12 protein-coding genes are annotated in these 14956 nt (G+C 36.4%); 8 read left to right on the top strand and 4 right to left on the bottom strand.

The genetic code is table 11. From position 1 onward, the window contains the following. Positions 1-17: 17 nt before the first annotated feature. Positions 18-383 (bottom strand): MerR family transcriptional regulator, encoded by a 366-nt coding sequence (locus tag ACT53H_RS09660; RefSeq protein WP_151964094.1) that lies wholly within the window; start codon positions 381-383, stop codon positions 18-20. Positions 384-454: 71 nt separating this feature from the next. Between ACT53H_RS09660 and ACT53H_RS09665 the strand changes: the two genes are divergently transcribed. The 3 genes from ACT53H_RS09665 (at position 455) to ACT53H_RS09675 (ending at position 4871) form a co-directional block, all read left to right on the top strand. After that, entirely contained in the window at positions 455-1102 is a 648-nt protein-coding gene (locus tag ACT53H_RS09665) for an RBBP9/YdeN family alpha/beta hydrolase (protein ID WP_476009157.1), read from the top strand. Between the two features lie 245 nt (positions 1103-1347). Then, complete coding sequence (locus ACT53H_RS09670; protein WP_217487664.1) at positions 1348-1839, top strand: hypothetical protein; 492 nt, start codon at positions 1348-1350, stop codon at positions 1837-1839. 110 nt (positions 1840-1949) lie between these two features. Next, positions 1950-4871 (top strand): HD domain-containing protein, encoded by a 2922-nt coding sequence (locus ACT53H_RS09675; RefSeq protein ID WP_476009158.1) that lies wholly within the window; start codon positions 1950-1952, stop codon positions 4869-4871. Between the two features lie 28 nt (positions 4872-4899). Here ACT53H_RS09675 and fadA read toward each other — a convergent pair whose 3' ends face one another. Together fadA and fadB are read right to left on the bottom strand one after the other, a co-directional pair. Next, positions 4900-6072 (bottom strand): acetyl-CoA C-acyltransferase FadA, encoded by a 1173-nt coding sequence (gene fadA / locus ACT53H_RS09680; RefSeq protein WP_004795064.1) that lies wholly within the window; start codon positions 6070-6072, stop codon positions 4900-4902. A 12-nt stretch (positions 6073-6084) separates the two neighbouring features. Beyond that, the gene (fadB, locus tag ACT53H_RS09685) at positions 6085-8238 is read right to left on the bottom strand and encodes a fatty acid oxidation complex subunit alpha FadB (RefSeq protein WP_004795062.1); all 2154 of its coding nucleotides are present in this window, start codon (positions 8236-8238) and stop codon (positions 6085-6087) included. A gap of 392 nt (positions 8239-8630) precedes the next feature. On the opposite strand from fadB, the gene ACT53H_RS09690 reads away from it, so the two are divergent. Both ACT53H_RS09690 and lpxO read left to right on the top strand, forming a co-directional pair. After that, the gene (locus ACT53H_RS09690; protein WP_174742442.1) at positions 8631-9632 is read left to right on the top strand and encodes a hypothetical protein; all 1002 of its coding nucleotides are present in this window, start codon (positions 8631-8633) and stop codon (positions 9630-9632) included. A gap of 178 nt (positions 9633-9810) precedes the next feature. Next, on the top strand, positions 9811-10725 hold the full coding sequence (gene lpxO, locus ACT53H_RS09695; protein WP_049837994.1) for a lipid A hydroxylase LpxO: 915 nt from the start codon (positions 9811-9813) through the stop codon (positions 10723-10725). Positions 10726-10770: 45 nt separating this feature from the next. Here the strand turns inward: lpxO and ACT53H_RS09700 are convergent, their stop codons facing one another. Then, positions 10771-11043 (bottom strand): hypothetical protein, encoded by a 273-nt coding sequence (locus tag ACT53H_RS09700; RefSeq protein ID WP_476009159.1) that lies wholly within the window; start codon positions 11041-11043, stop codon positions 10771-10773. Positions 11044-11470: 427 nt separating this feature from the next. On the opposite strand from ACT53H_RS09700, the gene ACT53H_RS09705 reads away from it, so the two are divergent. From ACT53H_RS09705 to uvrC, 3 genes are all read left to right on the top strand, one after another. Continuing rightward, the gene (locus tag ACT53H_RS09705; protein WP_476009160.1) at positions 11471-12232 is read left to right on the top strand and encodes a hypothetical protein; all 762 of its coding nucleotides are present in this window, start codon (positions 11471-11473) and stop codon (positions 12230-12232) included. A gap of 187 nt (positions 12233-12419) precedes the next feature. Next, entirely contained in the window at positions 12420-12950 is a 531-nt protein-coding gene (locus tag ACT53H_RS09710) for a CHAP domain-containing protein (RefSeq protein WP_238612171.1), read from the top strand. 133 nt (positions 12951-13083) lie between these two features. Continuing rightward, positions 13084-14883 (top strand): excinuclease ABC subunit UvrC, encoded by a 1800-nt coding sequence (gene uvrC / locus ACT53H_RS09715; RefSeq protein WP_476009161.1) that lies wholly within the window; start codon positions 13084-13086, stop codon positions 14881-14883. Positions 14884-14956 lie beyond the last annotated feature (73 nt).

Below are 14956 nucleotides of genomic sequence, written 5' to 3' on the forward strand. Positions count from 1 at the left end.
GGCATGAGCATCCAATATTATGGTTTGGTGCTCTCGGTTTTTCCTTTGGTTAAAAAAGATTGTAATAAACTTTGAGAAGTTTGTAGTTTGTTTAATTGTTCAGACACATGCATGAGTTCAGTTTGCAGTTTTTCTTGAACCACTGAGCACAGGGTAAATACGCGTTCATCTAAATCAAAACAAGGCAGCAAGGCTTGAATGTCTTTTAAATGCATGCCTGCATCATTTAATATTTTAATTTTCTTAATATTTTCAATATCTTTTTGTGTATAGCTTCGATAGTTATTACTCGCTCGATGAGGCTTTATCAGTCCTAAACTCTCGTAATAACGCAGCATACGCGGGCTGACTTTTGTGATTTCGGCAACTTTGGCAAGGTTCATAAAATGGGGTTGACCTTAACAGTGGTGTCATAGTTTAGCATGTTTGTATATTTCAAAATGGTACTTGTTCCATGATCAGAAAACTCATTTTATTGGTGTTATTCGGATTAATGTCATTTGTTGCAAATGCCAAAACACTTGAACTTCAGGAGAAGAACATGCGTCAAATATTTGTGCTTCACGGTTACTCTGCTTCTATAGATGATCATTGGTTTTTAGATTTAAAACATCAAATAGAAGATGAATATACGACTGTCACTCTAATCCCATTTCCAGATTCTGAGCATCCAGATGTGGAAGCATGGCAGAAAGTTTTAGATCAACAGATCCCTAGTGTGGATGAAAATACCTATTTTGTTGCACACAGTTTAGGGGTAATTACGTTACTGCACTTTCTGCAAAGACATGATTACCAAAATATTGGAGGAATGATTTTAGTATCCGGATTTTCTGGACCTATTTCAGATTTTTCTCCACTTGATGCCTATATAACAAAAAGCAAAGTCGATACGAGTTACTTTCATGACATAAAGAAAAAACTCGTTTATTTGTCTGATAACGATGATTTGGTTCCGCCTAAACTTACGATTCAATTCGCTAAAGAAATTGATGCGCCGTACATTACCGTTCCTAATGGCGGACACTTTTTAGGTAGAGAAGGTTATACAAAATTTCCGCAATTAGTTGATTCTCTAAAAGAGATGTTAGAGAGCCAATAAAATTTATAAGATAAATCGCACTCTATAATCTGAACAATTTTGTTCAAGTTGTAGAGTGTTTTATTAGAATGCGGTTTTAATAAATAGAAGAACCTTACTATTACTTTAAAAAATTTAATTATATTTACCGTTTATCTGAGCCTTACTGAATCAAATTCGACTTTGTTGTAGCCTATTTATAGATACTTTTAATTTAATCATCATCTTTTTAATTTGAATAGGATGACTGATTTTTGGAGCAAGTTATGAACTTTCTAAAACAATCAGCCTTCATTGCTGCATTTGCTTTTATGGGTTTACCGACTGTTCAAGCAGAAGAGGTGGCTACCTTACCTACAATTCGCGTTATGGCTGAATCTGAGCTACGTGAAGAGGTGGGCTTTGTACCTTTCCAAGAAGATAAAAAAGTGCGTCAGGCGCTACAACATCATGAGTATAAAACTCATTACGATATACAGAATGCTTTAGTCCCGGAAGGCATGACGACAGTAGATTATCAGCCAGTTATGGCTCAGCCTGATTTATCTCAACTTTCTCCGTTCTTACAACAATACATTTTAGCGGTAGCGGGTGGAATACAGTCTTCTGATCCAACCAATGGTATCTTTGTAATGTTAAAAGATTTGAATATTAATCGAAGTAATGTCGATGCTTATCGTGAGGGTACGATGAAAGTAAACCTTAATGACATTATGGATTTACAGAAGAAAATCGAAAATGGGTTAGCTGGTCGATAAAAAAATCCCCGCATTGAGCGGGGATTTTTATTTAAAAAGAATCTGTTATTTTGATCGAAAAATAAAAGATGCGGTATTATCAGGGTAACTATACTTTTAAAAATAAAGATATGAGCACTCAATTAATCGCACATTTAAAAAAGAAATGTGAAGCTGATGACAATGTAAAAATTTTACTTTCTCAGTGGGAGTTTGATCAAAAACTTGTAGGGAAAGCTTTAGAAAATATTGGGGGATTTTATCCACACTTTAGTAATCATAATGCCTCACATTCACAGCAGATTTTAGTCAATATTGAACGTATTTTAGGAAATGATATTGATTTATTAAGTGCAACTGATACTTGGTTAATTCTTGAAGCGGCATATTGGCATGATGTTGGGATGCTAATCGATGCTCAAAATGCGAAAGCAGTACATTCTAATCCTGATTTTAATTTTATGATTCAAACAATTGCCAATGAAAAGGGACATGATCTTCAAAAATTTTGCCAAGCCTATATTGAACAAAATTGGTTGTCGGCAATTGGTACTGTAGATCATCCTTTTGATGGCATTGAGCAATATCGTCAATTAGTTGCTGAGTGGTTTAGACGTGGACATGACAAACGAGTTGGCAAAATTGTTGAAGACCCTTTTAAAGATTTAGGCATAACTTCCCCTAGAACCGAACTTTTACCTAACCGAATTTATCGTTATTTAGGACAAATTTGTGTCTCTCATGGTATGAGTTTTGATACTTTAATAGAAACATTACCTTATAAACAGACTGGTTTAGGTACAGAAAATTGTCATCCGCGTTTTATAGGTTGTTTACTTCGTTTAGGTGACTTATTTGATTTAGATGACAACCGTTTTTGCCCTGTTATGGCAAAGCACGTCAGTAATATGCCTTCAGTGAGTAAACATCATCATAATAAGCATTTATCTTTACGTGAATTTCAGCTAGATAAGCGAACAGTAAAGCTTGTTGCTGAATGTCCAGATGAAATGTCTTATGTAGAGACACAAAATTGGTTTGGCTGGATACGTGAAGAATTCCAAAATCAAATGTCACAATGGAATCTGATCGTGCCTAATTTAAAATTTGGTTCACTTCCAACTATCGAACAATTAGATGTAAGAATGGAGGTGAAATATGAAAATGGTTTTAAGAGGGAAAAACTACTCCTAAATAATAAGCCGATGAAGTTTAAGTTGGATGAAAAAAATGCCATGGAGTTATTACAAGGTGCAAATTTGTATAGTGATGAATTCAGTATTTATCGTGAGCTTATTCAAAACTCTATTGATGCGACAATGTTAAGAATATGGCTTGAAGAGGATCAAGAAGCTCTTAAAGAATTACACCCATATCATAAGGATTTTCGAAAGATTCTAGAAAAATATCCTCTTCAGTTAGAAATTAATAAAATTAAAAATATTGAAGGCACGTTGGATAGTATTTGGGAGTTTCAGATTATAGACCAAGGGATTGGGATGAGTATGATTGATCTTGGCTATATGCAAACTATGGCAGGATCAAGCAAAAATATACATAAGAAGAAAATTATAAATGAGATGCCAAAATGGATGAGACCTTCGGGGGAGTTTGGTATAGGTTTACATAGTGCATTTCTACTTACAAAAGATTTACCTGCTGAAATGCAAAGTATTAGGTTTAATACATATAGCTATTTTACACATGATAGTTTGGATGTTGAAATGTATTCACCTTTAGGAGGTAAGCAAGGTTTTTGCTTTATAACAAGAAATATAGGTCAAACCAAAAAAGTGGGTACAAATACAAGATTTTATATTAGATGTAATTTTGATTTAGAGGAAATAGAGGGAGGGAAGGATCTTAATTTAATGGATATTGAAGTATTTGAAAAAAAATGGGCAGAATATCAGAAGGAAAAAATATATAAGGAAATTTTAGAAAATGCACCAATTTATACTGTGGGATTCATAAAGGAATTGATACCAGATGTAATTTGGGATAAGGAAAAACAAGTCGCATTTTATCTAAAATCTAAAACTAATAATGATGAAGGCCGATATGCATTTCTATTCAAAGGGCAAAAAGTAGAAATAAATGACCACAGAGGTTATGGTTTGTACAGTTATAGCTATTTTGACTATATGGTTGATATATATGGTGTTAATGCTAAAGAGGTTTTAAATATAAGTAGAGATTATTGGAATTTGGATTTTGAATGTCAACATGCAGATTATCTAAAGGAATTATTTGAAAAACATATTTCTCAAACTAAAAACTTTGAAACAGATCTTCTGAAATTAACCTATGGAGCTGATTATAATATTGATTTTGAACTCTCTAAAGAATGGGAGAATCAAAGAGTAAATGGATACGAAATATTAGATATATTAAATAAAGATGGATTTTATATATTGGAAATAAGTAGTGATTCTGAAGATTATCAAACTAAAAGAGATAATATAGTCAAAATATTTAATAATTATATTATTTTGGAGAAAAAACAATATATTGAAGAATTGATGTTGTATGCTTTAGATAATTTTTGCGTTATGCAAAGATATAATATTTATACCTTAAAATTTACTAAAAGTGAAAATTATTATCCTCAAACTGTTGGTTTGAAGTTTTATAGTAAATCAATTGAACCTGATGATAAGTACAGTGATTTAGTTTGGGAAAAGGAAACTCCATATTATCCTAATGAGGAGGAGAATATATTTGAAAGTCTATGGTTGAGTTTGAGAAAACAACCTACTTATAACCTTGAAGTTGCCGATGTATATAGAGAGTATCTGAGTCAAAATAATGACAAGTTAGGTTTATTAAAAAAATTCGATAAACTTTTTTTTAAGTATAAAGAGTATTGGGATGATTTAGCAATTTTATCTCCTTATCAGGTTGTTAATAATGAAATACAAATTTTGGACTTGGATAAATTAAGCGCTTATCTCGCGAATAGAAAAAATGATTTAATGAATGTAAACGAATATAAAAGATTATATGAAAATTTAATAATAGAGATTGATAAATTTAAAGAAACCCCGCAATAAGCGGGGTTCTTTTTTACGTAGTTAAAACTTAAACACGTTCGATTACTGTTGCAATACCTTGACCAAGGCCGATACACATGGTCGCAAGACCAATTTGAGTATCTTGTTGTTCCATTACGTTCAACAACGTAGTGGTGATACGCGCACCAGAACAACCTAGTGGGTGACCTAAAGCAATCGCACCACCATTTAAGTTAATGATGTCTTGCTTGTCATAAATACCTAAGCCTTTCATTACTGATAAGCCTTGAGCAGCAAATGCTTCGTTTAACTCGATAGTTTGAATATCAGCCATCGTTAAACCAGCGCGTTTAAGCGCTTTTTGAGTTGCTGGAACTGGACCATAACCCATGATTGCAGCATCACAACCTGCAACTGCCATAGAGCGAATTACAGCGCGTGGTTTTAAACCTAACGCTTGTGCACGCTCAGCAGACATAAGCAACATTGCAGAAGCACCGTCAGACAACGCTGAAGATGTAGCAGCAGTTACCGTACCGCCTTTCGGATCGAATACAGGACGTAGTGCTTTGAACGACTCAAGGTTTGCATCTGGACGAATTACTTCATCAATGTCGCAAAGGATTTTAAAGCCATTTGCATCGTGACCTTCAACACCAACGATTTCGTTTTTGAAACGACCTTCTTGAGTTGCAGCCCAAGCACGGCGGTGAGATTCAACACCAAAAGCGTCTTGCTCTTCACGGCTAATGCCGTTCATGCGACCTAACATTTCAGCAGTTAAGCCCATCATGTTAGATGCTTTAGCATAGTGTTTAGATGCTTCTGGGTTTAGGTCGATGCCGTGCATCATACCTACATGGCCCATGTGCTCTACACCACCAATAATGAAGATATCACCTTGGTTAGTTGCAATCTGTGCAGCAGCAGTATGAAGTGCTTGCATAGAAGAACCACAAAGACGGTTTACAGTTTGACCTGCTACAGTTTTTGGTAGGTCAGCCAATAAGCCGATGTTACGACCAATGTTCATACCTTGTTCTAAAGTCTGGTTTACACAGCCCCAGATCAGATCTTCAACTTCATTGGTGTCAAACTGGTTACGAGCAACGAGTGCACGAACCAACTCAGCAGATAAGCTGTCAGCACGTACATTGCGGAACATACCGTTTTTGGTTTTACCCATTGCAGAACGTACGCCATCAACGATGACAACGTCACGTGGATTTAAAGTAGCCATTCACGTTGCTCCTTAACCGTAGAATTTTTTGTTGTTAGCAGCCATGTCACGCAACATTTGTGGCGCTTCATAAGCCTTACCTAAGTGTGCATATTTGTTGCAAAGCGCAACATATTCAGCAACACCTGTCTGGTCGATATAACGACATGGACCACCACGGAATGGAGGGAAACCTACACCCATAATCATTGCCATGTCTGCTTCAGCAGCAGTTGCAACGATGTTGTCTTCTAAGCAACGAACTGTTTCATTACAGAAAGCAAGCATCATGCGGTCAATGATTTCTTGGTTATCAAACTCGCGTTTTTCACCCGTTACGAAAGGAGCAATGATTTCATACGCTGTTGGATCAACAGTTTTTGCTTTCTTGCCTTTCTTATCGAGTTCGTATTTGTAGAAACCAACGTCATTCTTTTGACCAAGACGTTTAGCTTCGTACATTGCTTGGATTGAACCTTTGTAGTCTGGCTTCATACGGTCTGGGAAACCTTCAGCCATGACTTCTGCACCATGAACACCCGTGTCGATACCAACAACGTCGATGAGGTAAGCAGGACCCATTGGCCAGCCAAACTTAGACATTACATTGTCAACTTGTTGGAAGTCTGCGCCGTCTTTTACAAGAAGGTCAAACGCACCAAAGTAAGGGAACAATACACGGTTAACCAAGAACCCTGGGCAGTCATTTACAACGATTGGTGTTTTACCCATTTTTTGAGCAAGAACAACAGTAGTTGCAATCGCTTCTTCAGAAGTCTTTTCACCACGAATGACTTCTACAAGTGGCATCATGTGAACTGGGTTGAAGAAGTGCATACCAACGAAGTTTTCAGGACGTTGTAATGCTTTTGCTAAACGTGTAATTGAAATCGTAGACGTGTTAGACGCAATAATCGTGTTTTCACGAACATGCTTTTCAGTGTCTGCAAGAACGATTTCTTTAACTTTTGGATTTTCTGTAACCGCTTCGATCACGATATCAACTTCTTTAAACTCATCGTAGCTTAAAGTAGGACGGATACGTGCAAGGGTTTCACCCATTTGCGCAGGTTTCATTTTCTTACGTTCAACTTGTTTAGTTAACAAGCTGTTCGCTTCTGACATACCTAGTGCAAGTTGTGGGTTACCAATATCTTTCATGATAATTGGAGTGCCTTTGCTTGCCGCTTGGTAGGCAATACCACCACCCATGATACCAGCGCCAAGTACAGCTGCTTGGTTTACAGGGTGAGCACCTTTTTCATGTTTTTTAGCAGTTTTCTTAACAACTTGGTCATTGAGGAATAAACCAATCAATGCACCAGCTTGTGGAGTAATCGCAGCTTTTGCAAAACCTTCAGCTTCAGCTTTTAATGCTTCGTCACGCGCAAGGCTTGCACCTGCTTGTAATGAATCAAGTAATAATTTTGGAGCAGGGTATTGAGCAGGATTTGCTTTAGCAAGTACAGCACCTTTTGCTGTGTTGAACGCCATCATTTGTTCAAGTGGGTTCAATTTTACAGCATCAAGTTTTTCTTGGCGTTTCGCTTTCCAGTTCAAACGACCAGAAATTGCTTGCTTAACTAAGTCAGTTGCAGCTTCAAGTAATTTATCAGCAGCTACAACCGCATCTACAGCACCATCTTTAAGGGCAGCAGCCGGTTTTTTAGGAGCAGCCATCGCCATCCATTCAACCGCGTTGTCGATACCAATAAGACGGCTTAAACGTACGCTACCGCCAAAACCTGGGTAAATACCAAGTTTAATTTCTGGTAAGCCCACTTGTGCAGCTTCTGACATCACACGATAGTCACACACTAAACACATTTCAAAACCGCCGCCTAACGCCATACCGTTAATAGCAACAACTTTTGGAATTTCTAAATCTTCAAAGCTATTGAAGATTTCGTGAACAGGCATAAGCCAGTCAACAATCGCTTTTTCGCCTTGAGCGAAGTTTTCACCAAATTCGGTAATGTCTGCCCCAACAATAAATGTTGATTTGCCCGACGTAACAACTAAGCCTTTAATATCGTTATTTGCTTTTACCGCAGCAATAGCAGCTTGGAAATCTTCAATTGTTGCACGGTTAAATTTATTGACCGACTCACCTTGTAAGTCAAAGCGGAATTCTGCAATTCCGTCCGAAAGCATTTGGACGGTAATGGCATTGCCAGCGTGGATCATGCCTGATCTCCTTGGTTTTGGAGGACTTCTAAGTTGATGTTATGAAGCGTGTGCACAGCTTTGGTACACATTTATGCTTCGCTAATCTTACGATAACTATATCTAAAAAAAACCTGACAAGTTGTATCAAGCCGTGACGCAAGGGTCATCAATTTTTTTTAAACAACTTTCTTGAACTATATATATGAAAAATACATTTTTATTTAAAAACTGATTTCTAGCAGGAATCTAATAATGAAGTGAGAAAAACTAGCAGATAGTTGATTACTTTAATTTTTGAACTAGTAATAAAAAAATAAGGTTCTTTGTGAATTATTAGACAGAAAGTATTGTCTATTTTTTTATCTTTGGATAAACTTTGTGTTATAAAAATGTTCAATAAAGTATGTATTATGTTAAAAAATAAATTTATGATTTTAGCCATCCTTCCTTTTATGTTGAGTGCATGTGGAGGTGGTGGTTCTAGTGATAATAATTCAGCGAATAACAATCAAAGTGGTACTTCGCAAGATTCTATTGCTAATGGTACCCGCTATTATTTTATGGATTACTATACTGATGGAAAAACAGATGAGTTAGATAAGGCTTATTTTGAAATATTTAATAAAAAATCAACGGATGGCTCTTCTAATCAAGCTTTAGGTGAGTATTTGTTAACAGAGAAAAAACTCTATTTCCCTATTGATAAAGCAATCAATGTCATGAATTTTAATTCAATGACAGATTGGAGATTTGACGTCATTGGAGATGTCAAAGAGGATTGGAAATTTCAAAAAGTTGATCTGTCTGATAAGAATATGTTTGATACAGTTTTACCTGGTTATCGAGCGCTAGGTTTTCCAGTGAGCGATGATAGTACGACTAATGGGCGTATATTTCTTAATACTTACGGACAGAGTAAATTCCCTCAAGGAAGTAGTTGTTATCGTTTCATTTCAAAAAAATCTAATCAAGAAACCTTCACATTTAATGTTGATCAAAATCACGAAATTGATCAAAGTTTTGAGGATTTTGATGCTGAAAACGCTCAGTATTTGAATTATTTGAACCAAACGAATCCATTCGGCTTTACTTATAAAGCAGTTAAGGGATCATGGCAAAATGTTCTATGGACAACGATTTATGATACTACTTTAGGTTTTGGTGAGAGTAGTAGTGTTGCGGTGCAATATCAAGGTAACACATATAGAGCAGATTATACGGGTAATATTGGCTGGACGGCTGATCAAGAAATTAAGCATTGGGAAATATTCTTGAAAAATGCCGATACTCCTGAGCGTATCCGTCTCGCTCAGTTAAGAATTGCACAATTGAAATCTGGTTGTTATGTCTACAATGAAACTGCTGCAAAAGCACTTGATTCTCTGACTGCATTAAATTGGCAAGCATATTAAAACTAATTCAAAAGCTAAGTTTAGGAAATCTCAAGAATGAATATTTTTGAGATTTCTATTTATTAAAAATAATACTTGCCGATCTATGTCTGAATTTTCTTCTAGAGTTTGTTATTATTCCTGCCAATTTCAAATTTCTTCAAAGTATCTTTAAAAATACTTAAATGCGAGTAACTATATGATTAAGTGGATCATATTAGCGATTTTTATCATTTCAGCGTTGTATATTCAGCATCGTGGGAAAGTAAAGCATTCGTTTTATCGTCAGTTTTTTGACCATTCAACCTTGCTCGCACCGATTAACTTTTTAATGTACATCTTTTCAAAGGTGCCGAATCAACCTTATATCGACACCCAGCATTTTAAAGATTTAAAAGTGTTGGATGAAAATTGGGAAATGATTCGTGATGAAGCGAAAGCTTTATATGATCAAGGTGGGATCAAAGCTTCAAGTACATATAACGACTTAGGTTTTAACTCATTCTTTAAAACGGGTTGGAAGCGTTTTTACTTAAAATGGTATGAATCGAGCCATCCGTCTGCTGCTGAGCTTTGCCCAAAAACCACAGCTCTTCTTAAAACATTGCCGACAATTAAAGCAGCAATGTTTACTGAGCTTGCACCTGACAGCCGTTTGGTAAGACACCGTGACCCATATGCAGGTTCACTGCGTTATCATTTGGGTTTAATTACGCCAAATGATGATCGTTGTTTTATTGATGTTGATGGTGAAAGATACTCTTGGCGAGATGGTCAAAGTGTCGTGTTTGATGAAACTTATATTCACTATGCTGAAAATAAGACTGATCAAAACCGTATTATTTTCTTTGCAGACGTTGAACGACCAATGAAAGTGAAATGGATGGAACGTTTCAATCATTGGTTTGGTCGTAAAGTGATGACTGCTGCAAGTTCTCCGAATGAAACAGGTGACCAAACAGGTGGTTTAAATAAAGCTTTTGGTTATGTTTATCAAATTCGCATTAAAGCCAAAGCACTAAAAGCTAAAAACCGTAAGTTGTATTACTTCTTAAAATGGTTCTTGATGCTTGGAATTTTCTTCCTGATTTTTGTTCGACCATATATATTTTAATTAAAGCGCCCGAAAGGGCGTTTTTATTTTAAATAATGATATTCATCATGCATCATTTATTGCGTATTGAATGATCTTAAATACAAGCTCTTGATTATTTAAAGAGTCATCTAGGTCTTCTATTAACTCTTTGATAATAAATACTTCAAGAAAATAGCTGTAGCACTTGTCTTTGATAATAACCTCCATCTTTTCATCATTTGATAGAGCAATTGCCTTGGATGTAATACCCCAAGGTTGTTCAGTATAGATAGTGTGCTCATCAGAAATATATTCAATATTTGATATCATTTCTTGTAGGGATAGGGGGTTTTTCAATGGGATCTAACCTGTTATTCGAATTACCACAAAACTTTTATAAAGGTTCGTGATGGTAATAATTAAATTTTAATATTGAAGACTTTTAGATTAATTTAGCATAGAAAAATTTAGTTCTCTTTTCTAAAATTAAAAATGAAAAAAAAGACTATAAAATAATTGGGGTAAAAGGTGATAGCAGTGAGTCATCTTATCTAATTAGATCGTTTTAGTTATTCTGATATTAAGTTTTATAGAATAATTTTTAATAAAACTATAGTACCTCTCATCTGAATTACTTAATTTTTGCATTGCCAAAAAAAGCAAATCATTGATAATACAGATTACATTATATTAATAATTTAGGAACATAATGAAAAAGTTAATACTTTCATGTTTATGTATATTAAGCCTTTCGGCATGTAATGAGGAGACAGAGGAACAAGGTGTGAGACTTGTCGGTTTTTCTGCGAGTCAGATCGCTGGGAATCCAATGATTGAGAAGAAAAATTATAAGATTCAGGATAATAAGATTTATATAAGCTATCCCCATAATCATCCATTAGGTTATGAACTTAGTCAGCATTATTTCACTGATCAGGGAGTGACCTTAGATCCGATTAAAACAAATGATGGCACATGGTATTTGTTAGGTTCTCAAGTCCAGTTTTCTGATACAGCTTTAAACTATCAGCCAGCCAACTTAGTAAAAGGTGATAATTTATTTTTAAATCAAGATTTAGTTAAAATTGATATTTCAGGTCAACCAGTGACTAAATATTTAGGCCAATGGATTTATGAGTCATTACCACTTAGTCAACAGAGCTTTTTTGAAGATTATTACAATGCATTATTACAACAAAATGTAGCTAATTTTCCTAAAGGTTCAACCTGTTGGATGATTAATAAAACCTACAGCAATAAAGATTATATTGGGTTCTCTAGTGACGGTACTGCACCTTTATATACAGAATCAAATGCTACTGCGCCTGCAATGGGAACATGGCAAGGTATTAACTGGTCACGTGGTGAAACATTATTAGCGATGAAATTTACAATAAACGATACCGAATATTCCGGACAATATCATCATAAGTCTGGTGTTGACGAATATATTCCACCTTATGCTGGTAAATATTGTGACTTTGTCAATGAAAATGCTGCTGATGCTATGCTTAAGGCTTGGAAAGGTGAATCTTTAACCCAGTAATGATAGATAAATAAGTATTTTTATTACGCCCGAAAGGGCGTTTTTTATGCTCTACAGTACTTAATAGCTTTTGTGACTCATTTCACAGTGCTGGCAATTTGTTACAACTATTAAAAGCCAAAGACCAATTTTGATTCTACAATGGCGCGGTTTTTTCGAAGACTGGTTAGCGGAAGTAGGTTTTAAAATGGCTCATGCTCATCACGCAGTTCATGCACATGTTCATCATATCGCAGAGAGAAAAGAAGAAAGCTCTCAAGATGATTTAAAAATGAAAGTGATGTTAAGACAAACAGCTTCGACGACTGAAAAACATAAAAAAACAGATACGAAAAGTCATCAATCTGAAGATCAAAATATTAATTTGCATAAGTTCTCAAGTAAGCTTGAAAGTATATCTGCCAACCATAGTAAAGAGAAATGCGCCAAAAATATTCGCATTGCTTTACAAGCAGCAGGCGCCGATGTGTCTAAGCATCCGGTAGCAGCTTCAGACTGGGGGCATACACTTGAGAAGAACGGTTATAAGAAAATTAAACCTGCTTTTAATCGTCCTCAAGAAGGCGATATTTATATTATTGAGCGAACAAGTGGCCACACATATGGTCATATTGCGGGATATACAGGGAATGGGTGGTTCTCTGATTTTCGCCAAAAAACCTATGCGGTCTATAAAGAAAAAGACGTTAAATATAGCTACTATCGTCTCGATTCTTAAGCGAGTACGACATAGTTTGTCGGGTCATATCTAAATCCGTTTCCAAATTTGTGTTCTGGCACAGTAAAGCACTTGAAAACTAAGGTTGAAAACATCACATTAGCTATTCAGTATTAAGCCATGTCTGCCGATAGTGAATCAAAACGCTCGTCCCCATATTGAAAAAATTTTAGCCCACATGACCCAACTTCCAGGTGTTTATAAAATGCTAGGGAAAGAGGGCGAATTGTTATATGTCGGCAAAGCAAAAAACCTAAAAAATCGGGTATCGAGTTATTTTGTTAAAACCATTGAGCATCCTAAAACTCAGGCCTTAGTAGCCAGAATTTATGATATTGAAACTTTAGTCACTCGTTCAGAAACTGAAGCACTACTCCTCGAGCAGAATTTAATTAAACAACATCGTCCGCCTTATAACATCATGCTGCGGGACGATAAGTCTTATGTCTATATTTTTGTATCGGCAGATAAGCCGTATCCTCGGCTTGCTAGTGGTCGCGGCAAAGGGAAGCATCAAATTGGTAAGTTCTTTGGGCCTTATCCAAGTGCCTATAGTGCCCGTGATACTTTACTCGTTCTACAAAAGCTTTTTAATGTACGTCAGTGTGAAAATAGCTACTTTGCACAGCGCAAGCGCCCGTGTTTGCAATATCAGATCAAACGTTGTTCTGCACCTTGTGTAGGGCTGATTTCACCTGAAGATTATAAAGAAGACATTAATAATAGTATTCGCTTTTTGCAAGGTGATACGAAGGAGCTCAATCAAGAGCTCATTGCCAAAATGGAACAAGCAGCAGCTGAACTTGAATTTGAAAAAGCTGTTTTTTACCGTGATCGACTATCTTTACTTCGTGAAGTCCAAGCCCAACAAGCTGTGTTTAAAGTTAAAGGTGAGGCGGATATTCTGGCCATTGCATATCAGGCTGGCGTGACATGCGTACAGATTATGTATGTGCGCAATGGGCGAATGCTAGGTGGAAAAAGTTATTTCCCTGACATGCTTGGTGATGATCTTGGTCAAATGCTCAGTGACTTTATGGCAAACTTTTACTTTCAAGTTGCAGATGAAGTACCCAATGAGCTCATCGTGAACATTGCTTTGCCAGACCGTAAAGAATTAGAAGAAGCATTGGCACAGCAGTTTGGCAAAAAAGTTCAGATTAAGAATAATGTTCGAGAAACTCGTGCCGAGTGGCTAGAACTAGCTGAAATGAATGTTCAACATGCAATTAAGGGTCAGTTGAGTAATCATTTAGAGCTTAATGAACGTTTCCATCAATTAGAGCAAGTGATTGGAAGACCTGTCGATCGTATTGAATGTTTTGATATTAGCCATACCATGGGCGAAGCTCCAATTGCGTCTTGTGTGGTGTTTGACCAAGGTGGGGCACGTAAGCGTGACTACCGCCAATTTGCCATTCAAGACATTACAGCAGGCGATGATTATGCTGCTATGCGCCAAGCCTTAACACGACGTTATAAAAAAGCCATATTGCCTGATCTGTTGTTAATTGATGGTGGTAAAGGTCAACTTCACATGGCGATGGATGTTATGCAAGAGCTTGGGCTCGATGCTTTTATGGTGGGAGTATCTAAAGGTGAAGGACGTAAACCGGGTCTTGAAACCCTGCATTTTACAGATGGCACGAAAATCCAGTTACCAGAAGATCATAAAGCATTGCACTTAATTCAACAGGTGCGTGATGAAGCCCATCGCTTCGCAATTACTAAACACCGAGCTAAACGTGATAAACGCCGTAGCACTTCGGTTTTAGAGGCGATTCCGGGATTGGGTCCAAAGCGTCGTCGAGATTTATTAACCCATTTTGGTGGGATTCAAGGTGTTTTAAAAGCCTCTGAAAAAGAGCTCACGCTTGTGCCTGGTTTTGGGGAAATGATGGCCCGAACGATTTATAAAATTCTGCATGAATAAGTATCGTTTTAAAGGCGGAGTGACAAAATAGCTCGCCAATTACTAAAGGATTGACCATTCACATTCCAATCAA

The organism is Acinetobacter sp. DMC2 (assembly GCF_056314305.1).